The organism is Thermoflavimicrobium daqui (assembly GCF_003313465.1).
Taxonomy (GTDB): domain Bacteria; phylum Bacillota; class Bacilli; order Thermoactinomycetales; family Thermoactinomycetaceae; genus Thermoflavimicrobium; species Thermoflavimicrobium daqui.
The window spans coordinates 40,738-67,003 of sequence record NZ_KZ845674.1 but is presented as its reverse complement, the minus strand read 5'-3'; the positions used below and the strand labels follow the sequence as shown (position 1 = coordinate 67,003).

The following is a 26,266-nucleotide window of genomic DNA, read 5'->3' as shown; positions in this document are numbered from 1 at the left end:
AATTTTGCGAAGAGGAACAGAGTTTCATACTATGAAACATTAAAGTAAGGAGGTTGGTTAACTTGGCATATCAAGATCTATATCAAGTTCGTTCCAAACTAAATGTAAACGGAAAAGAGTATACTTATTTCAATTTAAATGCCTTAGAAGAAAAAGGTGTAGGTAATGTTTCTCGCCTTCCATTCTCCATCAAAGTTTTACTTGAAGCAGCTGTACGTCAATATGATGGGGTTGCAGTAACCAAAGAGCATATCGAGCAATTAGCTAAATGGATAGAGAAACGTTCGGATAAAGAAATCGCCTTTAAACCAGCGAGAATTGTACTACAAGACTTTACAGGGGTTCCTGCTGTAGTTGATTTGGCGGCACTCCGCTCTGCTATGGCTCGTGTGGGTGGAGATCCAGAACGGATCAATCCGCTTATTCCGGTTGACCTCGTAATCGATCACTCCGTAATGGTAGACCGTGCAGGTACCAATGATGCACTGGAATATAATATGAATTTAGAATTTGAGCGTAATGAAGAGCGTTATCGCTTATTACGTTGGGCACAAGAAGCATTTAATAACTTCCGTGCTGTACCACCAGCTACCGGAATTGTTCACCAAGTAAACTTGGAATACCTAGCTTCTGTCGTCGCACAACGTGAAGAAGATGGTGAAACCTTTGTCTTCCCAGATTCTCTGGTTGGAACCGACTCCCACACGACCATGATTAACGGTTTAGGTGTTGTGGGCTGGGGCGTAGGTGGAATCGAAGCAGAAGCAGGAATGCTTGGACAGCCACTGTACTTTATTACCCCTGAAGTGATCGGATTTAAGCTGACTGGCGAACTGGCAGAAGGAGCAACAGCGACAGACCTTGCACTAACGGTTACCGAAATACTACGTAAAAAAGGTGTTGTAGGTAAATTTGTCGAGTTCTATGGTCCAGGACTGAGCAATATTAGCCTTGCTGACCGGGCAACGGTTGCGAATATGGCACCTGAATATGGAGCAACGGTTGGATTCTTCCCAGTTGATGAAGAGTCTCTAAACTATCTCCGTAGCACAGGTCGTGACGAAAGCCTAGTTCAGCTAGTAAAAGAATACTATGTCGCACAAGGAATGTTCCGTACGGATGACACGCCAGATCCTGTCTTCTCCGATGTGATTGAGCTTGACCTAAGCCAAGTTGTTCCAAGCTTGTCTGGACCGAAACGTCCACAAGACCGTATTGAACTAAACAAAATGAAAGAAGCATGGAACGAAACACTACGTAAACCAATCGAAGAACGTGGCTTTGGGCTTTCTGAAGAAGAAGTGAATAAGTCCAGCCAAGTAAATAAAGACGGCCAAAGCTATGAGCTTAAAAATGGTGCTGTAGTCATTGCTGCGATCACCAGCTGTACCAATACTTCTAACCCATCGGTTATGTTAGGAGCTGGGCTTGTAGCGAAAAAAGCGATTGAAAAAGGTTTATCTGTACCACCTTATGTAAAAAGCAGTCTTACCCCTGGATCTCGTGTCGTAACTGACTACTTGACCAAGGCAAACCTACTTGATCCACTTGCACAGCTTGGCTTTACTGTAGCTGGTTATGGTTGTGCTACCTGTATTGGTAACAGTGGTCCACTTTCTGATGAAGTAAGCAAAGCCATCGAAGAAAACGACTTAACGGTTACCTCTGTACTCAGCGGAAACCGGAACTTTGAAGGTCGGATCCATCCATTGGTCAAAGCAAACTATCTAGCTTCACCACCATTAGTTGTAGCTTATGCACTCGCTGGTACGGTCGATATTGACTTTGAAAAAGATCCAATTGGCTATGATCAAGATCAACAACCTGTATATCTCAAAGATATCTGGCCATCCTCTAAAGAAGTAAGTGAAGTCATGGCTTCTGCTATCAGTGCAGAACAGTTCCGTAATCAATATAGCCAAGTATTTAATGCAAATGAGCGTTGGAACCAGCTTCCAACACCAAAAGGTGTGCTCTATGAGTGGGATGAAAAGTCAACCTATATCCAAGAACCACCATTCTTTGTCAATATGTCTCGTGACTTAGAAACGACCCAAGATATTAAAGGCGCTAACGTCTTAGCACTTTTAGGTGACTCCGTAACTACTGACCACATTTCTCCAGCTGGTGCCATTAAATCAGATAGCCCAGCAGGTAAGTATCTACAAGATAACGGAGTCAAGGTCAAAGACTTTAACTCTTATGGCTCTCGTCGTGGTAACGACCGTGTCATGACTCGCGGTACCTTTGCGAACATTCGTATTCGCAACCAAATGGTACCAGGTTCTGAAGGTGGCGTAACCAAACACATTCCTACAGGGCAAGTATTATCCATCTATGATGCAGCCATGGAGTATAAAAAAGAAAATACACCACTTGTTGTCCTAGCTGGAAAAGAGTACGGTACAGGAAGTTCTCGTGACTGGGCAGCCAAAGGTACCAACTTACTTGGTGTTAAAGCGGTCATCGCTGAAAGCTTTGAGCGTATCCATCGCAGTAACTTAGTTGGTATGGGTGTATTACCTCTCCAATTCACAGAAGGAGACAGCTGGAAGTCACTGGGTCTGACTGGTGAAGAAAAACTAGATATTCTTGGGCTTAGTGATGATGTAAAACCTGGTCAAACCATCCAAGTCCGTGCTACCAAAGCGGATGGTTCCACGGTCGAATTTGATACGATCGTTCGCCTCGACAGTGTTGTCGATATCGAATATTATCGCAATGGTGGTATTCTACAAACTGTACTACGTCAAATTTTGAGTGGTTCTAACTAAGTAAAACCCTAGACTGTATTTGTGTAGTTAATGCGGCTTTCCGATTATATGGAAAGTCGCTATTTTTTACCCATAGCCGATTAAAATATCAGTGGTGTTGATTTTTCGGACCAACTTATTCGAAAAATCCCTTTCCCCCGTTTCCTATTTCTGGTTAATCGACACTGCTCATTTAATATATTTCTGGAGGTAACATTATGAACATCTTAGATCTTCATCATGCTCAAATCACCATCCCTATAGGCGAAGAAAGTAAAGCACGTGCATTTTATTGTGAGCTATTAGGAATACCAGAAATCATGAAACCTGCATCCCTACAAGAAAGAGGTGGCTTTTGGTTACAAGTCGGATCAAAAGAAGTGCATGTTGGTACAGAAGATCATGCCCATCGTCATACCACTAAAGCTCACATTGCATATCTTGTAGATGATTGTTCTTCTTGGCGGAAAGTACTGACTGACCATGGAATTAAAGTACTTGAATCGGTTCCCATTCCTGGCTATGATCGCTTTGAATTCCGTGATCCATTTGGCAATCGAGTCGAGCTGATTCAAAAAATATGAAAAAGAATCACCTAAAGCACTTAAAATGAAGCGAAATATAAGAAACCCGTACCACTATCAGTGTGATACGGGTTTATCTCTGGATCGCTTGTTTAGCTTTCTTGATTGACGTTATTCCCTTATATCTTTAAGTCTCTCTCCCTAGTATAATCGTCATCGATCACCTTTTCTAACTTTAGCTCATCATGAAGAGGAATCCCATATTCACCAATTAGCGGGATCGTCTGTTTCACTTTTCTAGCTTCATCAACAGCTCCTGGATAAATAGAGACAAAACGATATCCTCGACACTGGTAAAACCGTAATGCATCTAAGTTATCATTCGTAGTAATTAGCCATAGTTTTCGATAACCTTGTTTTCCTAACTTTTCTTCTAAAACTTGTAAAAGTTTCGAGCCGATTCCTTTCCCCTTCACTATTGCATTAATACTCATTAGTTCCGCTTCATCTTCATCTTTCCGGTAGGTAACAGCGCCAACTCGTTCATTTTTTTCCCAAGCTATAAACGCTTCTAGATCAGTAAGAGAATGTGAGACTCCACAAGTAACCATGGTTGTACCGCCCCACTCTCGCTGCCATAGCTGAATAAGCCAGTCTCGATCAGCTTGAGTGTTACATGGCCGAATCTGAATTTCCTCGATGTTAGTCATGTTGATCACTACTTTCATTAACTAATAAGAGCATATTGCATAATTGGAACCAAAACCCAGATCATTCCTAGAATTAGAGCGAATCGTTTTTGTATAGGATCGACTTTTGCTCCAAACCTTTAGCGGGAGTGAGTGGGGAAGCGATGAGCGGCTGATTATGAGGGCAACCTCTAATAAAAAAACTAAGTATCAATCAGCCATAATATATTTACATTTTAAATGAATTTTTCATTTCGGAGAACACTTGCATAGTTTGATACCAAGCAGCAACTGTACCTTCAGCAACACCAGCAGTGAGTAGACTTCGCTTACCTAAACGACGACACGATCCAGCTTCTAATAGCATAAGATTATCTGCACATTCGGCTAATTTCATATCATGAGTAGCAATTAAAGTAATACGTTCATGGGAGCGATTTTTTAATTCTTCCCATAACAATTTCTTCCCTAAAGGATCTAGCCCTTTGGTCGGTTCATCTAAAATCCAAATAATAGGACGAATTAATAGACTTTGAGCTAGTACAAATCTCTTTAAAATACCGCCTCTTAATTTATGGAGTGGTGTTTGTCGATAAGCAGTTAATCCCCAACGCATCATGATCTCGCAGCTCTTTTTACGTGGATCAGTAAGACAGTATATCTGGGCCATATGGAGTAATGAAAGCTCTACCGTTGTATCTTGATGAAGCTGGTTTAACATAGGCAGAAAAGCTATTCTTTTTTTTAACCAACCAAACTCTGCTGTCGCTTTAGATGACATCATACTTCCGGTTGACCAATTATAACTTCCAGTAGCCGTATGAAATGTAATCCTTCCATCATCTGGAAGCATAAGAGTAGCCGTTAATTTGAGTAAAGTACTTTTTCCTGAACCTTTAGGACCTAAGATAACCGTAACGCCACTTTGTAAAGAAGCCGAAAAATCAAGTAAACCGATATTTCGAGCCCAATTTTCCATATGATCTTCCTTATATTCCATATCAGATTGATAAATTTTTGTTACATGAGCCCATTCGATCCACATTAGTAACGCCATCCTTTCTTAACCCTCTTTTTTCTCTTTTTTAGACAAATATCATTCGCTTCATGTCGTGGCATGAGCATTATTTAGGAGCTAAATATGCGGCGGCGAAAAATTCAGATTAGTGACAACAAAACTCCCTTCCAATATATTAACATGTATCCAAATATTAGCAACCAATCCTTTTTTTATTATTTTAGGTCGTCATGTCATATTTCGATAGAACTAAGGCTGCTCTATAGGGCTTTCCTCTTGCATTTAAACGACTTGTACTTATTTTTTACTAGCGATAGTAGATAAATCGAATACATTTGCAGAAATAGGATTGATATCATTCTTAATCTATGATACGGTTGAGATATAGCAACTACATAAAACACGGGAGCTTGGAGATAGCCGGGCTGAGAGGGTGGAGAACTCTGCCACCGACCGTAAACCTGATCTGGGTAATGCCAGCGTAGGGAATGACTTTGCTTTCGTTCTAACCATATCTATCCTCTTAGATATTCGAAAGCCGTACGCCAGCATACGTACGGCTTTTTTTAATTCTTAAATCCCATCCATCTCCTTGTTTATGTGTTGCAATATCGAAATCAGAGGAGGCTGATCGGAGTGAAAACTTTTTCATTCCCAGCTAGTAAAAAAGTATATATCCAAGGTAACAGACCTGATATCCGTGTTCCCATGCGGGAAATTCAACTCTCACCTACTGTAAATAATCAGGGCGAAAAGCCCAATAATCCCGTAAGAGTATACGATACGAGTGGTCCTTATACAGATGAACAAATTCAAATTGATGTACATCAAGGCTTACCCAAGCTACGGCTACCTTGGATTTTAGAACGAGGAGATGTAGAGGAATATGTAGGGCGGACTGTAAAGCCCATTGACAATGGCTTTCGCTCTGAAGAAAAAGCTAGACAAACTGAACAGCATGCTTTTCCGGCTGCCAATCGAAAACCTCTACGCGCAAAGCCGGGTAAAACAGTTACCCAAATGCATTATGCCAAAAAAGGAATCATCACTCCTGAGATGGAGTTTATCGCATTGCGTGAAAATTTAAGCCCAGAGTTTGTTCGTGATGAAGTTGCCAAGGGACGTGCGATTATCCCTTCTAATATTAATCATCCAGAAGCTGAACCTATGATTATCGGAAAAAACTTCCTTACTAAGATTAATGCCAATATTGGCAATTCAGCAGTAACTTCTTCGATCGAAGAAGAAGTTGAAAAGATGACATGGGCTACCTTCTGGGGCGCTGATACCATTATGGATTTATCTACAGGAAAAAATATTCACACAACTAGAGAGTGGATTATCCGTAATTCCCCAGTACCAGTTGGGACTGTTCCAATTTATCAAGCCTTAGAAAAAGTAAATGGAAAACCTGAAGAGTTAACATGGGAAGTTTACCGTGATACCTTAATTGAGCAAGCAGAACAGGGTGTAGACTACTTTACCATTCATGCGGGTGTATTATTACGTTACATTCCACTTACAGCCAATCGCATGACTGGAATTGTCTCACGTGGTGGATCGATTATGGCTGCTTGGTGTTTAGCACACCATCAAGAAAATTTCTTATATACCCATTTCCGTGAAATCTGTGAGATTATGAGTGCCTATGACATCTCTTTCTCACTAGGAGATGGACTACGTCCTGGCTCTATTGCTGACGCTAATGACCAAGCACAGATGGCAGAGTTAGAGACACTCGCTGAGCTCACGAAAATTGCATGGGAATACGATGTACAAGTGATGATTGAAGGTCCTGGGCATGTTCCTATGCATAAAATTAAAGAGAATGTGGATATTCAACAGGAACTTTGTCAAGAAGCCCCATTTTATACACTTGGACCTCTTACCACTGATATCGCTCCCGGCTATGACCATATTACTTCAGCTATTGGTGCTGCTATGATCGGTTGGTTTGGTACAGCAATGCTTTGTTATGTTACACCTAAAGAACATCTTGGTCTTCCGAATAAACAAGATGTAAAAGAAGGGGTTATTGCCTATAAAATTGCGGCACATGCTGCCGATTTAGCAAAAGGGCATCCTGGTGCACAATTACGCGATGATGCCTTATCAAAAGCTCGCTTTGAGTTTCGTTGGATCGACCAATTTAATCTATCACTTGATCCCGAGCGTGCTCGCGAGTTCCATGATGAAACATTACCTGCTGAACCAGCTAAAACAGCGCATTTCTGCTCGATGTGTGGACCTAAGTTCTGTAGTATGCGAATCACTCAAGATATTCGAGAATATGCGGCGAACAAGGGGCTTAACCTAGAAGAAGCAACTGAAGAAGGGTTAAAAGAGAAAGCAAAAGAATTTAAACAATCAGGAGCTAACATCTATAGTTAAATAAAAAAGGGGGTGCCTCAAAGGACACTAAAGTGCCTATTGGGTCATCCCCTTAAATAATCTCCATATCCCAATCTGATAATTTAAAATTCGATAGCAATAGATAATTAAAGGCTACTTACTAAGCAACAACTCGACTTTATCACCATTTTTAACTTTTAAATCTAAATTGGCTTTATGAATTGCTTGTCCATTGACTTTTAACTTCCAATTCCCTTTGACGCCTTCAACAGCCTTAATTTTATTTTTGCTATCCATTTCTACAACATTGGTTTCTTTTAATGCTTCAGAAAGTGTCAACCCTTTTCTCACTTTGACAGTTAATGCCCTTTTAAGATCATCAGTTAGTTGTTTTCCATCGATTTTTACTTGTAAACCGGTATTGATATGGGCTCCCATTTGAGCTTTACCTGCTTCGGCTTTTGCATCCGCTTTCACATCCAAGTCTACGATTGCCGAATTATCCGCTTTCACTGCATTTGTAGGATCACTTTGGTTCGTTGTCGAAGTCATATGTTTATCTTTCGTTGGTTTCGTTGGTTGGGGTGATACTCCTGAACCACCATTTAAGTTTCCACATGCTGTAGTAATAAGCATCATCGATGCTACCACAATCGACAGTGCCATCTTTTTAGTATTCATGTTAAACCTCTCCATCATCAATATTTTTGAGTGTTTATGCTTTGAATTATAGTAGATGAAATAATTGTTGACAAGTGGAATTATTGTATTATTTTTTAATTTTTATTAAAATGAAACTATTCATTTTTAACATTTATTAAAGTAAACAGATAAATTAAATAAAGATTAAGTATATAAAATTGATAGATCATATACAAAAAATATTTCTATAAATAGTCCTTATTGTAGATACTTATCCCCATTTTTCGCAATGATAGGCTAGTATCTACTTTGATTTAGTTCTTCAATAACCAATTTCCAATAGATGGAATATTCCGCTATTTATCGATAAATTTCAGATAGTCTCTCTCTAGTTATATAATATTAAAAAATAATAATATTTTTTAAAAAATAGACGATACACTAGGAGTACTTTCGAGTAACAACTTTTCTAATCATCGTATCTACTACATGCATCCCATCGTGATAAAATAAATAAGTATAATTAGTAACATCCATAATATACGTTGTCCATGATCCACCTATAGAGCATCTTACATTTGGACGAATATTTAACGAAGAAACTCAATTATTACGTTATCACATAAAATTTTTTATATATAACCTATTTCATGGTTTCACAGTTTCCTTATTTCTGTTATATTTTCTTTTGAAATCAGTATTTTATTAGAAGCCTGTTTTAGCATCTTTAAACAGGGAATACTTTTCATGACTTTGAGCTTATTGTCAATCAAACTCTTAACATCAGATGAAATCTATTTTTCCTTTGATTAGACTATAAGCTCATCATGATAAAACGGAGCTGACGAATAATGAACATCCAACTTTCACCGCTCGCTGCAGCAAAATTAAAGCTTATTTTGCTTGATGAAAAGGGAGATCAGCCCTTAGCGGTTCGCATCATCCCTCTCACATCTGGCTGCAGTACACCTTCCTTTGCTATTGAACTCACCGAAATTCGGCCTGAGTTTAAAATACAAAACGAACAAGGTATCGACTTTGCTTGGCTACCTCATGAAGATGCTTGGATGGATGGTTTAGTTATTGAGCTCAATCGTGAGAATGGTAAATTTTCTATTTTCCATCCAAATCCCCCTTTTATGTCCGATTGTCAACTTGATACTTAGATGTAAACTCGTTATTTAGCAAACTGATCCTAAGAGGTGGTTATTCCAGAAATTATGTAGGTTTTTAAGGCAAAGGCTTATTTTATATATGAATTACATCTTAGGGAGGCATTAAGAGTTGTTTATTGCAAAATTAGCTGAACATAAATGGCTTATCTATGTTGTCATTGGTTTAATCGTAGTAGGAATCTTTACGCTTCTCTTTTTTTGGAGTCAGGTTTCACGCTTTGACGAGGTAGAGACAAATGAAGAAAAACGAGATGCAGCGATTATTCTCGGTGCTGCTGTGTGGAAAGACCAGCCTAGTCCTGCACTAAAAGAGCGTCTAGATAAAGGTGCTGAATTATACAAAAAGGGATGGGTTCAATACCTTATTCTTTCAGGTGGAAAAGGAACACTCAAACTAAAATCAGAAGCAATGGTCATGAAGGACTATTTAGTTCAGCAAGGAGTACAAGAAGAACATCTAATTTTGGAAGATCAATCTACTAATACCAGAGAAAATCTTAAAAACACGAAGCTATTGCTTGAAAAACGTAAACTCGATCAGCTTTACTTAATTACTCACGACTATCATATGCATCGTTCGCTTCAGTATGCTGAGCATGCAGGAATCACTGCTGCTCCTAGTCCTGTCCACTCAAAGGTTCTGTTTATGCCTTATCATAAATCTCGTGAATGCTTCGCATTGGTTAAGCTTAATCTTTTTGATTCATAAGGTAAAATAAGGTCATTATCCCTTAAAGGATAACGACCTTGATCGATTCATCATACAACAGCAATACTCTTGCCCTACTGTTTACGTAATATCAATTCTTCTAGCTTTGAATCGATTACCGTTATATATAGTGGCGTAAAGGGAAATGGTTGATCTTGAATTGCGAGTAATCGTTCTAAATAGTTCTGTACCTCCTCCTTTAATTGTAAAAGGTTGATCCCCATCCAGCGATCTGGATAGACCTCTAATTTAGCAAGAGCTGATCGCATCATTTTGATCGCGCCACCTAAGTTATGGTTTTCAAAATGATACAATCCTACAGCTACCTGTAGTAATCCCTGATAAAATATATCTCTTCCTTCTTCAAGCCAAAGCTCCTCTAATACTTCATGACATTCATAATAATCTCTTTTCTGATTAAAATAATATAGAAATTTAACATAAAGATCAGGATACACTTGTACCAATTTCTTTATTCCTTTCTACTAGGTTTTTCACCAGTGATCCGTTACAATGAAAAGAAGGGATAACTTGGAGAGGATGGATGAAGTGAACTTAGAAGTAGCAAACCAAGCTAACTTAGAGTTTCTGGTCAAAGAAATTAAAGGACACCTTAAAATTGTTAATGCCGCATTAATTAGTCCAGAAGATTTTCGTATCAGTGACTATGAAGATCTGTTAGAGATATACCAATTAATTCAGAAAAAACAAGGCCGACTTACCATGATGGAGATCGAAGGCATTTTAGAGGAACTGGGCGAGTTACGTAAAGCACATAGATCTTAAGGATAAGAAACGACGTGTAATAAGTTTGCACGTCGTTTCGTGTTCTATGAAAGAGTGGGAAAATATTTAGCCAATACATCTGGTAATGGCACTGATTTTCTTTCTGCCAAGGACATCGTACAGCTAATTACCTCTGCATCTGCTACAAGCTCTTGATTTTCATTGATAATTTCTTGTTTTAATACAAAGCTACTTCTCCCACGGCGAATCGGCTTGGTAGAAATCACCAGCTTTTGCCCTAAACGGGCTTCTTTTCGATAATTAATATTAATATTTACGGTAACTGTTCCCATCCCCAATTCCTCAAACAAATCAAAAGGAAGTCCAATTTGGTTATACCAATCTTCTCTCCCCCACTCTAAATACTCTAAGTACTTTGCATTATTCACATGTCCTAATACATCAATCTCTGTCGAACGTACCTCGATTTGAATCGATGTCTCCACCTAGCCTGACCTCTTTTCTTTCAAAGGTTTCTAATTCTAAACTATATACTTTCTATTTTACCTTAGTTCTAAAAAGATGAGCAGTTAAGTTCAGTTTTTTATCTTTCCGTATTTGTTGTAAATATATTTATATTTCATAGCGAATAAAATGATGTATAGAATAAAGCCTCTTGACACGAACATATATTTGTATAAAATAGAAGAAAGTACGTTCGTCTCAATGAGGAGGATGAAAATGAACTTATCTTATAAAGAATCACTCCAACCACATCCTATCATCCTATCAGAAGCAAAAGATAAGCATCGTATAGCTAAAAGCACTCGAATTGATTATAGACAATCTACTTTAAATCCAGAACAAGTTCTTCAATTTAGTACCAAAATACAGCTAGCCTATGAACAGGAAAGACCTCTTGTGGTCATTTATCAAATGCCTGATGGTGATCATCATTTTGCAGGTTATATGGGTCACTTGGATCAACATGAAAGATGGATTCAACTCATCAATGGCTCCTTAAGCAAACAAATTAGCCTAGCAAAAGTGGTTCATATTGACCTTTATTAAACACACAGGGAAGAAAGTGAAATTTTAATAGTGCAACTATATCTCTTTGAAATAATTGTATATTATACATTTTTTCCTCGACAGACATTACGAAAATATTCCTTTAGCAATGTAAATGAACACTTCTCTCTTTAAGCATTGGATTTTATTTTTGGTATGTGGATATTTGTTACGAAATTTGATTCAGAGAGGCTAAAGCATTTTCCTACTCTGTTTCTACCCCTGTGTATACTCCTTACCCTTTTGTATGCTATTCTATAGAGTAAAGCGGTTACAGAATGGAGTTACACAAATGAACAAAAAGTTTATATTATCTGCCATCATAACGATCGCTATAGAAGCAGTCCTTTCTTTTATCATATCTATTTGGCTTGATTATACTTTTCTTGAAATTACTTTCTTTATTGGTTTTATTTGTACCGGAATTCTATTTATCGCCATTAAGCCACAAGCAATTACTCGTTTATTCAAAGGTAAACGGGTTAAAGAAGATGTTAAACCTGTTCCACTTAAACACAATGGGATTTATATAGGATCGGTACTTTATCTGATTCTTTCTTTTATAGCTATCTTTACTTCTTATCTATTATGGACACCATAAATGACTGAACTTCTCCGTTTATACAAAATCATGGTTCTATTCTACATCATCTACCCATAACCTAGAGATGAAGAACCATGTTTTTTTATATCTAAAAACCCCTTGTTTCTATACACTTTTCTGCATATAATAAAAACTAAACATATGAACGATTGCTCATATGAGAAAATGATTGTATGTGGAGGGATGTTTTTTTGCACAAGAGTCAACATCACTTCTTGGAAGAACTAACTGTAGAGGAAGTTTCGCGAACATTTAAAGCGCTCTCTGACCCAACCCGAATCAAAATTCTTTATTTATTATCTCAAGAAGAGTGTAATGTCAATCATATCGCTGAAGTATTAGATATATCTCAATCTGCTGTTTCACATCAACTCTCTTTTCTTAAAAGCCACCGATTAGTTAAATCAAGGCGAGAAGGTAAAACTATCTATTATTCCTGTGATGATGAACATGTGATTGAGTTACTTCAAATGACCATTGACCATATCGAACATAAGTAAAAGGATCGATTCATACAGGAGGTTATCTTATGCATCATCATCACCATCATGATCATAGTCATGGTCACCATCATCATGATGTAACACGGTCTGGTAATCGCAAAGGATTAATGATTGCTTTATCAATTACCTTTGGGATCATGCTACTAGAGTTTTTTGGAGGTCTTTTTACCAATAGCTTGGCATTATTATCAGATTCAGGTCATATGTTAAGTGACTCCAGCTCCCTGATCCTAAGTTTAGTGGCCATTTGGTTTGCTAGTCGCCCTGCATCTGCTAATAAGACTTTTGGCTATTATCGTTTTGAAATTCTAGCTGCTCTCTTTAATGGACTCACCTTGTTTTTAATTGCAGGATGGATCATCTTTGAAGCTTATGAACGTTTATTAGATCCTCAACAAGTATCTAGTCTTACCATGATGTTCATTGCAGCCATCGGGCTCTTCGCTAATTTAGCCAGTGCTTGGGCTCTTATGAAAAAAGGAGATGTTAAAGATAACATCAATTTACGTAGCGCTTATTTGCATGTTTTAGGAGATGCTTTAGGCTCAGTAGGTGCTATTGTCGCCGGACTTCTCATGTATTTTTTCAATTGGTATATCGCTGATCCGATTATTAGTGTAATAGTCGCGATCCTTATCCTCAAAAGTGCTTGGGGTATCATCAATCATGCTATCCACATCTTGATGGAAGGCTCTCCTCTTACTATCGATCGACACAAAGTCGAAGAAGTTTTAAACAACATTCCCGGTGTTAAGCATGTTCATGATTTGCATATATGGACGATTACCTCTGGTTTAGACTCATTAAGCTGTCATCTGGTTATCCAAGATGCCCAAGATAGTCAAAAAATTTTACGAGAATCGATCCATAAAATTGAAGAACATTTTAAAATTAAGCATACTACCATCCAAATTGAAACTGAAGACTTCCAACACCCTGACTGCGAAATCTTACATCGTCAGGATTAACCTCAACTTCTATATAAAATATGAGGGGCATTTTTATAGAAAGATGCCTCTTTTCTTTTTCTCTTACGCGCATGTTGCGTAATTCGAACCAAAACCTAAATTATTCCTAGATGAACCTGTGAATCGCTATATAACTAAAATAAAAAAACTTCCCCTCTTAATAAAAATAACTCGAAGGAAAGTGTGATTTTCGTTTTATGTAATGATGTTATATGAGAAATGCATATTATCCAGTTTGATCCAAAACCTAGATTTAGGCAGTAGTGTCGATTAACCTTAAATAGGTAACAAAAAGGGGTGTTTTTCTACTTCTCTTCTTCCTACTTATATCCTCCCATCACTGCATGACCTGCCTTCACCCAAAACGCATCCACTCCTTGAAATCCTGCTTGTTCAATCATTTTTAGCTGTTCCAGCAAACTAGATGGACGATCGATATGATCCCATGAATAAACATACGGATTCCACTGTAATTCTTGAAAAGCTTCATATGCAGACAAGTCTCCCAAAAATTGCAGTGAACGACGTGCTGTTTCTTCATTCCATGCTCGTGCCATGTGCCTCCGCCCATATTCGCTCTTCTCTTTTACTAAATCCATATAAATAAGTGCACCACCAGGTACTAATGTTTGATAGAATCCTTCGAATAGTTCGGCTCTCTCAGTTTGGTCTAAGTGGTGAAGAACTAAGCTACTTACAAAGCATTTTACTTTATGTCGAAAAGGAAGATACCATTCTTTATCAAATAAGTTAAATGATTGAAACTCTATGCGATCTGCAAATTCTTGTAAACGATTTTGTGTCGCTTTAAGCATGGTTTGTGATCCATCTAAGGCAATCACAGAAGCATTCGGAAAGTGTTTTAATATCGCTTCAGTTAGCCATCCCCCACCAACACCTACATCTACCACAGTAAAAGTATCATGATGTTGTGCTGGGATTAAATCGCAAAATACTTTAGCTAATTGTTCTCTTTCAGGTACAAATAAATGACCATATTTTAAAAATTGGTTTGATTCATCTTCTGACCATTCGATTGATCTCGGTTCATGATTCATATGGCGCTCCTCCCTTCCATCATCAATACACCTATACCCCTATCCACTATCTCTAAACAAACCATTAAGCTTATAATTCGATGTCTAGTCTCTTTCTTTATCTGATGTTTTTCCACGATTTGGATATTCTATATATGACCTAATATATCTTTTTCTCTCTGATCATTTCATGTATATTTATATAGGCTCAAAATACATGGTTTATCTTCGAAATCAGTCGCTCATCGCTCTAATTCTAAGAACGCTCTAGGTTTGTGACCGCATGGTACAACATGCTTCATGGAAAACAAAAATCCTTATTTCAGTGATAGGTGATGTATAGATGTTACGAATCGTTATTATTTTCCTTTCATCCATTTTACTAGCTATCGGTTATAATTGGTTCTTACTTCCTCATAAGATATTAAGTACAGGAATTTCTGGGATTGCGATGATGATTGGATTACTAACCCCGATTAATACAGGGATCGTTAATCTCCTACTCAATCTGCCTCTTTTTATTCTTGGCTTTTTGAAGTTAGGAAAAAGATTGATGACCTATACCATTTTTGTTGTTATCACCAATTCAATCGCCCTTATCCTTATTCCTATCCAACCACTCTCTACAGATCCGATTCTCTCCTCGGTCTTTGGTGGCGTATTGGTTGGCGTATCGAGTGGTCTGATCTTTCGATTTTCTGCTTCAACAGGTGGATTTGATATTATCGGTCTATTATTGACACGCAAGAAAGATATCCCCTTAGGTACATTACTTTTTGGTATGAATGCAGTCATCGTATTTATTTCTGGATTTCTATTTAGCTGGGATGTTGCTTTATATACCTTGCTCTCCATCTTTATCACTGGTAAAGTGATCGATGCGATTCACACGCGACATCTCAAATTGACACTGATGATTATTACCAATCGCGGTGAAGAGATCCGCGAAGTTTTACTCTCTCATTCTGTACGGGGTATTACCATTGTTGAAGGTGAAGGAGCGTATACCAAAGAGAAGAGAAAAGTTCTCTTTATGATTATCACCCGACATGAACTTGGCGAAGTAAAGCGGCTCATTACAGAAACAGACCCACGAGCATTTGTAAATATTATGGAAACCGTGGAAGTCATGGGGTTCTTCAATAAATTAAAAGATTGATCATCCGATCTAGAAGTAGCTTCCTAAAAATAAAAGAGCTTCTCTTTCAAGTGTTTTCACTTAGAAAAGAGAAGCCTTTTTAGTTATCTATTCTTAGATTTGTTTCTTTTTCGCTGTCTTCCAAAGACGAAAACGTACAGGCGACAAATAATAGGTCGCTCCAAACAATAAAAGGACAGAGAACACAACATATATGAGTAGATAAAAGGGGTAAGGATGGATTTTCCAAATAAAATCATTTAGGTCGAACATATTCGGCACCAATCCAAGATATAAAGAGATGACTGGATGGAGCCCGCATATGATTTCTATCCAGATTGGAATCTCATCTTTGTGTAAATTTGGCTCTTGGAAAAGCACTAATAAATATAGAAGAATAAGCAGACCGATTCCGATTACTGCAACGGTTACATAGGTAACCACTGTGGCTATTCCAGTACGTTTAAAAAATGCTGAACAGAACATCCCTAGACTTCCCATAAAAATAATGGTAACTAAGAAATGAAGAATGACTTTCCATAAATAATCAGTAGGAATCCCTCCATATAAAAACACAATCACGTAAATTGGAAAGGAAGAGATAAAAAGTAACAAGATAAAGCTGAGTGAAGCCAACCATTTACTAAAGACAATTTGTCTAGATGATAGACTGGTCGTTAGAAGGATATCTAATGTTTGTCTTTCTCTCTCTCCGCTGATCAATCCCGAAGTGACTCCAGGAAGTACAAAGGACATGAGTAATAATTGGAGAAAAGCAAGGAGTAGGAAAAGCATGGAACCACTATCTGTATGACCTAGGTTAATATTGTCTTCATAGAGAGATAGCACGGATAAGACAATACCACCCATAATCCCTAAATAGGCGAAAATAATCCAAGGTGTCCGTTTTGTTCTCATTCGCATTTGTAGCTCTTTCATTAGGATGGGGTTTGTCCAAAAAGTAAACCATCGCTTCATGAGTTCCCCTCCTTATCTGTCACTTTCATAAAGACATCTTCTATATTTAATTTACTTTCAAAAATTTGTAGGACCGGTACGTTCGCTTTGGCTAACTGTTGAACCAACTGGACTTGTTTAGTCGAATCTCCTGTAAACTTTACATATAAACAATTTTTCTCCACTCGGATGGATTGGACATATTCTGACTGTTGAAGCAACTCCTCTGCCTCTTTAACTTCCTCTAGCACATGTACTTCCAACGTTCGCGCCTGATTCTTTGGTACTAGCATATCGGAAACGGCTCCGCTCGTAACCAATTTTCCCGCTTCGATCACACCAATCGTATCGCAAAGATCAGCCAGCTCTGGTAATATGTGCGAACTAATCATAATCGTTTTACCCATTTGTTGTAGCTTCTTTAAAATTTCACGAAACTCGATCCGAGCTCTAGGATCAAGACCAGAAGCTGGTTCATCTAAGATTAAAACCTTAGGATCATGGATCAAACAACGAGCTAGCCCTAGTCTTTGTTGCATACCACGTGACAGTTCATCAACATAATGATTTTGTTTCTCTGATAGCTTAACCAATTCTAATAGCTCTTTGGCTACTTTCCGACTTTGACTGGGCTCGATTTGATAACAAGCACCGTAAAATTCCATATATTCCATCACTGTTAAATAGTCGTAGACTCCGAAGAAATCTGGCATATAACCAATCATCCGCCTTACTTCTTCTGCTTCTGTTTGGACATCATATCCCCCCACCCACGCCTTACCAGAAGATGGCTTTAATAAAGTCGCTAAAATCTGCATGGTCGTTGTCTTACCTGAACCATTCGGTCCAATAAAGCCAAAGACCGACCCAGGCTCTATCTGTAAATTTAAGTTATTTACAGCAGGTACTTGCTGATAGGTCTTACATAAATTTTCTATTTGAATCATCGAAACCTTCCCCTCAATCCCAAACCAATGATTTCGGGATATCTTGATTAAATTTCATTCCTAATCTCTATTTCTTATTTTCTATATCAACCGATCCTGAAACCAAATAAAGATGATTCTTTTTTATTTTCCGATCGACAATGGTAGAATGGGTAAAGTCAACTTGGGTAAATCCAATTATATCGTTTTTCTCCTTGAGAACAGCGACTCCTTCAGAAGTTCTCATCAAGTGATGTTCATCACGAAATTGTTGGTACAAAGCTTTCTCAGAGTTACTTAAATCAAGATTCCTTTTCGCGCTGGCTGGAGCAATGTTAATCTCTCTTGTACTCTTAGGTGCTAGCTGACTTAAAACGAAATAGGTTTTTCCTTGAATAGTCAGGTGGATATTTTTCAGTGGAAGATTGGTTTGATTGGTAATGGATCCAACTAGGCGATCATTCTCTTGACGTACCTTCGCCGTAAATCCTCCATGGACTGGCTTTGTCATTTCTGTATAGAACTCTTTTCGAGTCCATTGTCCTACATGTGGATAGATCAGATCCGCTCCTTCTCCAATTTGCACACTGACTTTACTGTCACTATCTATCGGCCAGGCAAATCCTTTGGGGAGTCGTACATGATAAGGATCATCTTCTTGCGATAAAAAGGTGCTCTCTCCATGTAAAATCGCTTTTCCTGATTCATCCATTTCAATAAAACCATAGTTCCACTGTTCGATCATATCTCCTCGTAAAGAAACACCATAAAAATATAAGCTAGAGGAAAGAATCAAACTCAAACAGGGAACAGCAACCCAAGCCCAGATCCGCTTTTTCAAGTGAGCTAATCCAAAGTATAATATGGGTCCAATGATGAAGAAATAAATAATCAGGATGATCATGATGTTTCGGAGAATGGGTAACTTTTTTTGAATATCTTGCTTAATAATCCCTTCCTCTGCGAGATCCCTTAAACCCGAATCATAAGTAAACTCTATGCCTTCTTTGATTAGATGTTGTTGCCAAAGATCATTATTTCCTACCCAGTTTATCATCGGTGAAGAAAAAAGTTCATAAGTTGCAAACTTCACATAACCTTTCCCCAATTCTCTACTAACTAGGATTGGATCACTACCGCTTGACAAAAGTAACTTACTATTTTCCTTTAACTGAACTTGACTAATCTCTAGTGATTGTGGTGGCATACCCCAGCGTGCTATATTCTTTAAATCATGGATTGTTGTCGTTGATCTCTTTAGCGTAATCGGTAATAAACTTTCTAATTCTTTACTCATGTTATTAGCCGATTTTCCACCCCCAACAACCAATGTCCCTCCACTTGAGACCCATAAGCGGAGTGCATCTACTTGAGCAGAGGATAGCTTGGCTTTAGTCGATGGATCAATAACTAAAATATCAAGTCCTGCTAACATTTTTGCTTGATTGGGAATATCACTAACTTGTAATGGATATGTACGAATCGGTCGCTGATTTTTACTAGAGTACAGCCAATCTTGAAACTTTTTATGGAGATTAGAGTTATCGCTTAGTACCCCTACCATGATATCTACCTCAGAAATTCGATATCCGTTCAACGTAAAAAACGCAGGACTCGTTTTAGAAGAACGATCTTGAAATACTAGATAAAATTCAGATGAAATTTGATTACTACGAACAAGTAGTGATACTTCTGTTGGTTTATCAGGTGAAACATGTACACTTTTCTTCACTGGAATACCTTCCGAGTCGCTTTCCATAAACTTATATGGATTGGTATTCGTTATGATTAAATCACCTATAGCTGATTGTCCATCACGACTCGTTAGCATTACTTTTACTGGAACTTGATCCCATTTATAGCCCCCATTCCATCCCACTTTCACTTCCATATTTACCTTGGCTGGTGGGATTGGCTTGGTCGCATATGTATGACTAAAAAAGAAATGGGAAAGGAACAGCAAGGAAAACCCAAGCCAGACAAAACCCCATCTAAAAACTTTCATCCTTTTTTCACCGCCTTCACTTTATATATAAAACAACTTCTGAATTGGATTTCATAAAGAGGTCCCATCTATCATCACTCCTATTATCATATTAATATAACTCTATTTAAAAAAGTAATATTTGTCGAAAGTGACAAACATCATCTTCATTTAAATTTGTTTCCAAGCAAAAAAGCCTAATCCCCGATATTTAGGAATTAGGCTTTTATTTATCGTTTCAAAAGCGATTCACTCTAATTTTAAGGTTAAATCGAATGATACAACATGCCTTATTGATATTCTTTTTTATATGCTTGACTTAGTAATTATTTATTTACCATATGGATAGCGTGACCGAGTACTCCTTCTGCTGCTTCCATAATCGTTTCAGGTAAGGTTGGATGGGCATGAATAGTTAAAGCAATATCTTCTGCATTAGCACCCATTTCAATTGCTAATACAATTTCACTGATTAAACTGGAAGCTTCTGGTCCTACGATTTGTGCTCCAAGAATCCGTTTGGTTTCTTGATCAGCTACAATTTGTGCATAGCCATCAGCATTACCGAGCGATAAAGCACGACCATTCGCTCCGAAAGCAAAGCGACTAACAACTGGAGTATAACCTTCTTCTTTTGCCTCCGCTTCAGTTAACCCAGTATAAGCGATTTCAGGATCACTAAAGATGACATACGGCATCGCTTGATAATCGATCACACTATTATGTCCACACATTGCCTCTGCTGCTACTTTTCCTTCATAGCTAGCTTTATGTGCAAGTAATGCTCCACCTGCACAGTCACCAATCGCATAAATATGCTCCATATTGGTACGACATTGGTTATCGATTTTAATAAAGCCACGTTCATCAAGCTCGATACCAATATCCTCTAAACCAATGTCATTCGTATTTGGCTTTCTACCCACAGAGACGAGGCAATAGTCACCCGTAAAGCTTTTCACTTCACCTTTTACTTCCGCATTGACAGTTACTTCATCACCATTCACTTCTCCGCCTTGTACCAACGCATCTGTCACAACAGTAACACCTAATTTTTTCAACTTACGTGTTACCATCCGGGTCAAAGCAGCATCTGTACCTGGTAAGAGCGACTTCGTTCCTTCTAAAATCGTTACTTGTGTACCTAATTTGGCAAAAGCTGTTCCTAATTCTAAGCCAATATATCCTCCACCGACAACGATCAAGCGCTTTGGTACCTCTTGTAAGTTTAATGCTTCTGTTGATGAGAGAACGCGTTTTCCATCAAAAGGAAGGATAGGAAGCTCTGCTGGGCGAGCCCCAGTTGCAATGATACAATCATTAAATTGATAGGTTTGGCTTGCATTCTCTGTCGAAACACGAACAGTATTTGGATGACTAAAGTATACTTCACCAGAAATAATTTCGATTTTATTCCCTTTGAGTAAGGATTTAACGCCACTGGTTAACTTTTTCACGACAGAATCTTTCCAAGAAATGAGCTGAGGCATATTAATGTTAACTTCGCCGTTTAACTCTAATCCCATATGCGCTGAGTCTTTCATATGCTCATAACGATCTGCTGCACTGATGATCGCTTTTGATGGGATACAACCACGGTTTAGACACACGCCGCCCAATTCATCTTTGTCTACAATCGCTACACTACGACCTAACTGAGCCGCACGGATCGCAGCTACATAACCACCAGGTCCTGCGCCAACGACAAGCACATCGACTTCCTTAGCGAAATCTCCTACTACCATCTCATCTCATCTCCATCATTAATAATTTCGGGTTTTCTAAAAGCTGTTTAACTCGGCTGAGGAAACGAGCTGCAACATCCCCGTCGATCAAACGATGATCAAAGCTGAGAGATACAAACATTTGTGGACGTATGACAACTTCACCATTAACCGCCACTGGTTTTTCTTTAATCGTTCCAACCCCTAAAATCGCCACTTCAGGATAGTTGATAATTGGTGTAAAGAACATACCACCAAAGGAACCAATATTGGTAATGGTAAATGTACTACCTTTCAGCTCACTTGGATCCAATTTCATTTGACGAGCGCGAGTCGCTTTATCCGTAATTTCATCCGCTAAGTCAAAGATAGATTTACGATCAGCATCTTTGATAACAGGAACCATTAAGCCATTATCCGTGGCTGCAGCTAGACCCATGTGATAGTAGTGCTTTAAGATGATTTCCTCATTTTCATCATCAATGGATGCATTTAAGGTCGGGAATTCGCGAAGTCCAGCAATAACTGCTTTCATAATAAAAGGTAAATAAGTAAGTTTCGTATCACGCTCAGCTGCTAAGTCTTTACCCCATTTACGTAAAGCGATTAATTCAGTCGCATCGACTTCATCCATGATGGTAACATGTGGTGCTGTATGCTTGCTTTCCACCATCCGTTTAGAAATCGTACGACGAATACCACGAAGCGGAATACGCTCTTCTGTACCTTCGATTTCGATCTTCGTTTTCTCGATAACCACTTCTTTAGCTTTGTTTGGAGTTGGTTGATGATCCGCTTGTACAGCTGTTTGTGTAGCTACTTGTCCACCCGTTTTAAAAGCGTGAACATCTTCAGCTGTAATCCGACCATGTTTACCAGTTCCTGCAATTTGAGTAATGTCAACACCTAAGTCACGTGCTAATTTCCGCACAGATGGCATCGCTAAGACATTTTTCCGTTTTCCAGCGTCCATCGTCGGAGCTGTCCCTACTGCAGCTTGCTTACCTTCCTCTTGGACCGGTTGACCTTCTTCTTTGACCTCTGCTTCTTCTGATGCTTCTCCAGCTTCGCCCTCTACTTCAAATACTGCGATGACGGAACCGACAATCGCTATTTCTCCTTCTTTAGCCCGTAACTCTTTCACTGTACCAGAAACTGGAGCTGGAATTTCCACCACCGCTTTATCCGTTTGGATTTCAGCAAAGGTGTCAAATTCTTCGATTGAATCGCCTTCTTTTACATATAATTTGACGACTTCACCTTCGTGGATACCTTCACCCACATCTGGCAACTTAAACTCAAATGCTGCCATCTGTTGTTCCTCCCTTGTTCAATTTCGAGGTTGTTACATGGTATGATCTAAGTTTTTGGATCAAGTCATGCAATATGATCATTAAAAGTCAAGTACTTTCTTAATTCCCGCCGCAATACGTCCTTTGCTTGGCAACCACTTATCTTCAACTAATGTCGGTGGATATGGAGTGTCTGGTGCAGTCACACGAACACATGGTGCTTCAAGCTTTAAGATTTTTTCTTCATTGATACGAGCGATGATTTCAGCTCCTACACCACCTGTGCGAACAGCTTCATGGACCACTACGACACGACCTGTTTTATCTACTGATTCAAAAATGGTATCCATATCAAGTGGAGAAATAGTACGTAAGTCAATCAACTCAATGTTTACTCCACGCTCTTTTTCAACTGCTGCAATCGCATCTTGGGACAGACGAACCATATTTCCGTAGGCGATAACCGTTACATCCGTTCCTTCTTTTACTACGTTGGCTTTGCCGATAGGCACTGTATAAGCATCTTCTGGTACTTCTTGTTTAACCGAGCGATACAATGGCATATTTTCATAGAAAATGACAGGATCATTATCACGAATAGCCGAAATTAGAAGTCCTTTTGCATCATATGGATTACTTGGAACGACTACTTTTACCCCTGGGGTGTGAAGAAAATAAGCTTCAAAGCTATCCGAGTGCATTTCTGGCGTTTTAGCTCCACCACCATAAGGGGTACGAACAACCAACGGAACTTGGAAGCGCCCACCGGTACGGAAGCGTAACCGACCCGCTTGTGTAGCAATTTGGTCCATACACTCATAAACAAATCCACCGAACTGAATTTCAGCAATTGGTCTCATTCCAAGGGCTGCCATCGTTACTGCAGTTCCAACGATACCAGACTCAGCAAGTGGGGTATCAAATACACGATTTTCCCCGAATTTTTCTTGCAAACCATCTGTTGCACGGAAAACCCCACCGTTTACACCAACGTCCTCACCAAGAACGATGATGTTTTCATCTCTTTCCATTTCTACACGCATCGCATCCGTAATTGCTTGAATCATGGTCATGACTGCCATTCTTATTTTGCCCCCTTCCAAGAAAGTACTTCCGCATGTTGTTTCTTTAATTCGACTGGCATTTCTTCATAAACATATTCCATAATCTCTTCAACTTCACCAATCGGAGCTTTTTGTACTTCTTTAATGGCTACACTAATTTCATCTTTCATTTCTTTCTCGATTTCATTCTCCCATTCTTCTGTCCAAAGGTTTTTGCTCTCAAGATAGAGACGGAAGCGAGTTACAGGATCTTTGCCTTCTTTCCACTCTTCTTCCTCTGATTTTGGACGATAGCGAGTCGGGTCATCCCCAGACATACTGTGAGGTCCTAAGCGATAGGTAACTGCTTCGATTAACGTTGGTCCTTCACCATTCCGTGCACGTTCTGCTGCCTCAGAAACTGCTTTATATACTGCTAGAATATCGTTTCCGTCGATCCGAATTCCTTTCATGCCGTAAGCAAGCGCTTTCTGAGCGATCGTTTCAGATTTAGTTTGTTTATGAAGCGGAACACTAATCGCATATCCGTTGTTTTGGTTAAAGAAAATAACAGGTGCATTGTAAACGGCTGCAAAGTTAAGTCCTTCGTGGAAATCACCTTGAGAGGTAGCACCATCACCAAAAAATGTAATAGCTACATGATCCTCATTTTTTAAGTTAAATTTCCATCCTGCACCAGCTGCATGGATACATTGGGATGCAATAATGATTTGTGGTGGGAAAAGATTAACATCGTCAGGAATTTTCATTCCATTAATTTGTCCACGAGACCAGAGATAAGTATCTTTAATAGACCATCCATGATAGAGTGATGCTCCTAAATCACGGTAACTTGGGAATAGCCAATCGGTTTTGCGTAAAGCTGCCATTGACCCAATTTGACATGCCTCTTGTCCACCTAACGGTGCATAGAAACCAAGGCGACCTTGTCGATTTAATTTAATGGAAAGCGCATCATATACCCGTAACCGCAACATCCAACGATATATATCTTTTAATTCATCATCACTTAGGTTTGGTGCTTTTTGTCCTTTGACAAGCTTACCTTCTGTATCTAGAATTTGTAGCATTTTAAATTCCTTTTCCATATTTAATGCCACATGATTCACCCCAATCATAAAAATTCATTTTAACTTTAGAATCTCCTTATAAAGAAAAAAGGATTCCCACTCAGCCCATTTTCCCGTCAACATACCTACAATATTCCTTCTTATAATATAGAGATTACTAGTCAATAAGTACAATGTAAAGATATATTGACACATTTTTTTACGAACCAAAAAATAACATATCGCACAATCCCTTTGACACCAAGCATTTTCAATATTTTTCAGATGAATATGACATATCTATAGTTAGACACAATTGAATGGTGTTATAGTTTCAAGATCAAATCTGTTATATATTAATTGGCAAATTGTTATAATCTGTTCCATCTGTACCATTCGATTTTTTATCATCTCATTTTTGATTCGATCCCTATTTCGCAGCTACCGCATCTCAATGTTCCCATAAATAAAGAGAGCCATATGATTGGTGTTATGGCTCTCTTTGGAATGTTCATATTTGTCTTTGTATATTATAGCGAAGTACCCTTTTAAATCAGCCGCTTATCGCTTCCTCATTTATCCCAGACCAATTTGGCGTAAGATCAACTTTTGACTAAGGAGCCATTGATTCATGCAAAAGCTTCTAAACAGCGACGAGTAATACACATAAATTGATTAAGCCATGAACAATAAAGCTGGCATATACTGAATTTGTTTTTTCATACACATATCCAAACAAAAGTCCATTAATCAGATTGAGGAGTAAAATATTCCAATTCGGCCAGTGCGCTATCGAAAATAGTACAGCATTAATGGATAAACTAATAGTACGATTGATCCTTTTTCTTAAGAATCCGTAGATCATTCCGCGATAAAAAATTTCCTCGTAGAGTGGTGACACAATGACTGCCATTATAAAAACTACGAAATAAGAATACCATGTATCCACCTCTTGCAGTATGGGTGTTTTAGTATTACTTTCAGGAGCTCCCAAATAAACAGATATGATATAACTTAAGACGGAGGCACCGAAGCAAATAATGGTCATGAGTAATAGCCAAGGAACTTTCTTGATAGAAAATGATTTAAATCCTACTTCAGACCATGTTGTGTGGTAAGGTTTTACCAATAGGAAATAGCCACCTACTACCAAAATGATAGCTATACATAATCCTACATACACACTCGCTACAAATGCACTCAAACCAAAGTGAATCAATAATTGATTTAATTTATCCTTTACCATAATAGGCACAAAGATAAAGGTTAATATCATTAACAGAGAAAAGAGTAAGATATCTTTGGATTTCACTTGATTCATTTTAAAATGCATCCTTTCGTATATGGAGTTAATCCCTATT

General features: G+C 38.5%; 25 protein-coding genes and 1 riboswitch. Of the genes, 11 read left to right on the top strand and 14 right to left on the bottom strand.

The features are described 5' to 3' along the window. Positions 1–62: 62 nt before the first annotated feature. A complete protein-coding gene (gene acnA, locus DL897_RS15895; RefSeq protein ID WP_113660111.1) occupies positions 63–2,774 on the top strand; it encodes an aconitate hydratase AcnA in 2,712 nt (903 codons plus the stop codon). A 197-nt stretch (positions 2,775–2,971) separates the two neighbouring features. Beyond that, positions 2,972–3,337 carry a VOC family protein gene (locus DL897_RS15890; RefSeq protein WP_113660110.1) on the top strand — a complete coding sequence of 122 codons (366 nt, stop codon included), beginning with the start codon at positions 2,972–2,974 and terminating at the stop codon, positions 3,335–3,337. A 119-nt stretch (positions 3,338–3,456) separates the two neighbouring features. Here DL897_RS15890 and DL897_RS15885 read toward each other — a convergent pair whose 3' ends face one another. Together DL897_RS15885 and DL897_RS15880 are read right to left on the bottom strand one after the other, a co-directional pair. Next, entirely contained in the window at positions 3,457–3,987 is a 531-nt protein-coding gene (locus DL897_RS15885; protein WP_240627472.1) for a GNAT family N-acetyltransferase, read from the bottom strand. A gap of 208 nt (positions 3,988–4,195) precedes the next feature. Continuing rightward, positions 4,196–5,011, bottom strand: a complete 816-nt coding sequence (locus DL897_RS15880) for an ATP-binding cassette domain-containing protein (protein ID WP_168188842.1) — start codon at positions 5,009–5,011, stop codon at positions 4,196–4,198. A 365-nt stretch (positions 5,012–5,376) separates the two neighbouring features. Next, a riboswitch (TPP riboswitch) is annotated at positions 5,377–5,491 on the top strand. A 129-nt stretch (positions 5,492–5,620) separates the two neighbouring features. On the opposite strand from DL897_RS15880, the gene thiC reads away from it, so the two are divergent. After that, positions 5,621–7,375 (top strand): phosphomethylpyrimidine synthase ThiC, encoded by a 1,755-nt coding sequence (thiC, locus tag DL897_RS15875; protein ID WP_420824145.1) that lies wholly within the window; start codon positions 5,621–5,623, stop codon positions 7,373–7,375. Positions 7,376–7,489: 114 nt separating this feature from the next. On the opposite strand, the gene DL897_RS15870 is transcribed toward thiC, so the two are convergent. Beyond that, entirely contained in the window at positions 7,490–8,017 is a 528-nt protein-coding gene (locus DL897_RS15870; RefSeq protein ID WP_113660107.1) for a DUF4430 domain-containing protein, read from the bottom strand. A gap of 812 nt (positions 8,018–8,829) precedes the next feature. Here DL897_RS15870 and DL897_RS15865 point away from each other — a divergent pair. Continuing rightward, positions 8,830–9,144, top strand: a complete 315-nt coding sequence (locus tag DL897_RS15865; protein ID WP_113660106.1) for a hypothetical protein — start codon at positions 8,830–8,832, stop codon at positions 9,142–9,144. A 118-nt stretch (positions 9,145–9,262) separates the two neighbouring features. Beyond that, complete coding sequence (locus DL897_RS15860) at positions 9,263–9,862, top strand: YdcF family protein (protein WP_113660105.1); 600 nt, start codon at positions 9,263–9,265, stop codon at positions 9,860–9,862. A gap of 74 nt (positions 9,863–9,936) precedes the next feature. On the opposite strand, the gene DL897_RS15855 is transcribed toward DL897_RS15860, so the two are convergent. Next, positions 9,937–10,320, bottom strand: coding sequence for a DUF309 domain-containing protein (locus DL897_RS15855; protein ID WP_338067100.1), 384 nt, complete (start codon positions 10,318–10,320; stop codon positions 9,937–9,939). 82 nt (positions 10,321–10,402) lie between these two features. Between DL897_RS15855 and DL897_RS15850 the strand changes: the two genes are divergently transcribed. Further along, the gene (locus DL897_RS15850) at positions 10,403–10,648 is read left to right on the top strand and encodes a DUF1128 domain-containing protein (protein ID WP_240627473.1); all 246 of its coding nucleotides are present in this window, start codon (positions 10,403–10,405) and stop codon (positions 10,646–10,648) included. Positions 10,649–10,692: 44 nt separating this feature from the next. Here DL897_RS15850 and DL897_RS15845 read toward each other — a convergent pair whose 3' ends face one another. After that, positions 10,693–11,094, bottom strand: a complete 402-nt coding sequence (locus tag DL897_RS15845; RefSeq protein ID WP_113660102.1) for an acyl-CoA thioesterase — start codon at positions 11,092–11,094, stop codon at positions 10,693–10,695. A gap of 235 nt (positions 11,095–11,329) precedes the next feature. Here DL897_RS15845 and DL897_RS15840 point away from each other — a divergent pair, with 235 nt between their 5' ends. The 4 genes from DL897_RS15840 to DL897_RS15825 all read left to right on the top strand — a co-directional run bounded on the left by DL897_RS15840 (position 11,330) and on the right by DL897_RS15825 (position 13,734). After that, a complete protein-coding gene (locus DL897_RS15840; RefSeq protein ID WP_168188840.1) occupies positions 11,330–11,659 on the top strand; it encodes a YolD-like family protein in 330 nt (109 codons plus the stop codon). Positions 11,660–11,951: 292 nt separating this feature from the next. Continuing rightward, complete coding sequence (locus tag DL897_RS15835) at positions 11,952–12,260, top strand: hypothetical protein (RefSeq protein ID WP_113660100.1); 309 nt, start codon at positions 11,952–11,954, stop codon at positions 12,258–12,260. 194 nt (positions 12,261–12,454) lie between these two features. Beyond that, on the top strand, positions 12,455–12,763 hold the full coding sequence (locus DL897_RS15830; RefSeq protein ID WP_240627471.1) for an ArsR/SmtB family transcription factor: 309 nt from the start codon (positions 12,455–12,457) through the stop codon (positions 12,761–12,763). A gap of 29 nt (positions 12,764–12,792) precedes the next feature. Next, positions 12,793–13,734: a cation diffusion facilitator family transporter gene (locus DL897_RS15825; protein ID WP_113660098.1), complete on the top strand. Its 942-nt coding sequence runs from the start codon at positions 12,793–12,795 to the stop codon at positions 13,732–13,734. 320 nt (positions 13,735–14,054) lie between these two features. Here DL897_RS15825 and DL897_RS15820 read toward each other — a convergent pair whose 3' ends face one another. After that, positions 14,055–14,792 (bottom strand): class I SAM-dependent methyltransferase, encoded by a 738-nt coding sequence (locus tag DL897_RS15820; protein ID WP_113660097.1) that lies wholly within the window; start codon positions 14,790–14,792, stop codon positions 14,055–14,057. Positions 14,793–15,114: 322 nt separating this feature from the next. Between DL897_RS15820 and DL897_RS15815 the strand changes: the two genes are divergently transcribed. Further along, positions 15,115–15,930 carry a YitT family protein gene (locus DL897_RS15815; protein ID WP_113660096.1) on the top strand — a complete coding sequence of 272 codons (816 nt, stop codon included), beginning with the start codon at positions 15,115–15,117 and terminating at the stop codon, positions 15,928–15,930. A 93-nt stretch (positions 15,931–16,023) separates the two neighbouring features. Here the strand turns inward: DL897_RS15815 and DL897_RS15810 are convergent, their stop codons facing one another. The 8 genes from DL897_RS15810 to DL897_RS15775 all read right to left on the bottom strand — a co-directional run bounded on the left by DL897_RS15810 (position 16,024) and on the right by DL897_RS15775 (position 26,226). Continuing rightward, positions 16,024–16,887 carry an ABC transporter permease gene (locus tag DL897_RS15810; protein WP_113660095.1) on the bottom strand — a complete coding sequence of 288 codons (864 nt, stop codon included), beginning with the start codon at positions 16,885–16,887 and terminating at the stop codon, positions 16,024–16,026. After that, entirely contained in the window at positions 16,884–17,813 is a 930-nt protein-coding gene (locus tag DL897_RS15805) for an ABC transporter ATP-binding protein (protein WP_113660094.1), read from the bottom strand. Before DL897_RS15805 ends, DL897_RS15810 begins: the two co-directional genes overlap by 4 nt. Positions 17,814–17,880: 67 nt before the next feature. Further along, positions 17,881–19,797 carry a DUF4350 domain-containing protein gene (locus DL897_RS15800; RefSeq protein ID WP_113660093.1) on the bottom strand — a complete coding sequence of 639 codons (1,917 nt, stop codon included), beginning with the start codon at positions 19,795–19,797 and terminating at the stop codon, positions 17,881–17,883. A 305-nt stretch (positions 19,798–20,102) separates the two neighbouring features. Further along, positions 20,103–21,521 carry a dihydrolipoyl dehydrogenase gene (gene lpdA / locus DL897_RS15795; protein ID WP_113660092.1) on the bottom strand — a complete coding sequence of 473 codons (1,419 nt, stop codon included), beginning with the start codon at positions 21,519–21,521 and terminating at the stop codon, positions 20,103–20,105. A 1-nt stretch (position 21,522) separates the two neighbouring features. Further along, positions 21,523–22,812, bottom strand: coding sequence for a dihydrolipoamide acetyltransferase family protein (locus DL897_RS15790; protein WP_113660091.1), 1,290 nt, complete (start codon positions 22,810–22,812; stop codon positions 21,523–21,525). Between the two features lie 81 nt (positions 22,813–22,893). Continuing rightward, entirely contained in the window at positions 22,894–23,874 is a 981-nt protein-coding gene (locus DL897_RS15785) for an alpha-ketoacid dehydrogenase subunit beta (RefSeq protein WP_113660090.1), read from the bottom strand. 2 nt (positions 23,875–23,876) lie between these two features. Further along, on the bottom strand, positions 23,877–24,974 hold the full coding sequence (gene pdhA / locus DL897_RS15780; protein WP_113660089.1) for a pyruvate dehydrogenase (acetyl-transferring) E1 component subunit alpha: 1,098 nt from the start codon (positions 24,972–24,974) through the stop codon (positions 23,877–23,879). A gap of 574 nt (positions 24,975–25,548) precedes the next feature. Then, on the bottom strand, positions 25,549–26,226 hold the full coding sequence (locus tag DL897_RS15775; protein WP_168188839.1) for a CPBP family intramembrane glutamic endopeptidase: 678 nt from the start codon (positions 26,224–26,226) through the stop codon (positions 25,549–25,551). Positions 26,227–26,266 lie beyond the last annotated feature (40 nt).

Excerpts from the sequence above, each read along its gene's own strand:
- DL897_RS15890 (WP_113660110.1), top strand. The coding sequence starts at position 2,972 with ATGAACATCTTAGATCTTCATCATGCTCAAATCACCATCCCTATAGGC.
- DL897_RS15885 (WP_240627472.1), bottom strand. The coding sequence starts at position 3,987 with ATGACTAACATCGAGGAAATTCAGATTCGGCCATGTAACACTCAAGCT.
- DL897_RS15880 (WP_168188842.1), bottom strand. The coding sequence starts at position 5,011 with ATGTGGATCGAATGGGCTCATGTAACAAAAATTTATCAATCTGATATG.
- DL897_RS15870 (WP_113660107.1), bottom strand. The coding sequence starts at position 8,017 with ATGAATACTAAAAAGATGGCACTGTCGATTGTGGTAGCATCGATGATG.
- DL897_RS15865 (WP_113660106.1), top strand. The coding sequence starts at position 8,830 with ATGAACATCCAACTTTCACCGCTCGCTGCAGCAAAATTAAAGCTTATT.
- DL897_RS15850 (WP_240627473.1), top strand. The coding sequence starts at position 10,403 with ATGGATGAAGTGAACTTAGAAGTAGCAAACCAAGCTAACTTAGAGTTT.
- DL897_RS15840 (WP_168188840.1), top strand. The coding sequence starts at position 11,330 with ATGAACTTATCTTATAAAGAATCACTCCAACCACATCCTATCATCCTA.
- DL897_RS15835 (WP_113660100.1), top strand. The coding sequence starts at position 11,952 with ATGAACAAAAAGTTTATATTATCTGCCATCATAACGATCGCTATAGAA.
- DL897_RS15825 (WP_113660098.1), top strand. The coding sequence starts at position 12,793 with ATGCATCATCATCACCATCATGATCATAGTCATGGTCACCATCATCAT.
- DL897_RS15820 (WP_113660097.1), bottom strand. The coding sequence starts at position 14,792 with ATGAATCATGAACCGAGATCAATCGAATGGTCAGAAGATGAATCAAAC.
- DL897_RS15815 (WP_113660096.1), top strand. The coding sequence starts at position 15,115 with ATGTTACGAATCGTTATTATTTTCCTTTCATCCATTTTACTAGCTATC.
- DL897_RS15810 (WP_113660095.1), bottom strand. The coding sequence starts at position 16,887 with ATGAAGCGATGGTTTACTTTTTGGACAAACCCCATCCTAATGAAAGAG.
- DL897_RS15805 (WP_113660094.1), bottom strand. The coding sequence starts at position 17,813 with ATGATTCAAATAGAAAATTTATGTAAGACCTATCAGCAAGTACCTGCT.
- DL897_RS15800 (WP_113660093.1), bottom strand. The coding sequence starts at position 19,797 with ATGAAAGTTTTTAGATGGGGTTTTGTCTGGCTTGGGTTTTCCTTGCTG.
- lpdA (WP_113660092.1), bottom strand. The coding sequence starts at position 21,521 with ATGGTAGTAGGAGATTTCGCTAAGGAAGTCGATGTGCTTGTCGTTGGC.
- DL897_RS15790 (WP_113660091.1), bottom strand. The coding sequence starts at position 22,812 with ATGGCAGCATTTGAGTTTAAGTTGCCAGATGTGGGTGAAGGTATCCAC.
- DL897_RS15785 (WP_113660090.1), bottom strand. The coding sequence starts at position 23,874 with ATGGCAGTCATGACCATGATTCAAGCAATTACGGATGCGATGCGTGTA.
- pdhA (WP_113660089.1), bottom strand. The coding sequence starts at position 24,974 with ATGATTGGGGTGAATCATGTGGCATTAAATATGGAAAAGGAATTTAAA.
- DL897_RS15775 (WP_168188839.1), bottom strand. The coding sequence starts at position 26,226 with ATGAATCAAGTGAAATCCAAAGATATCTTACTCTTTTCTCTGTTAATG.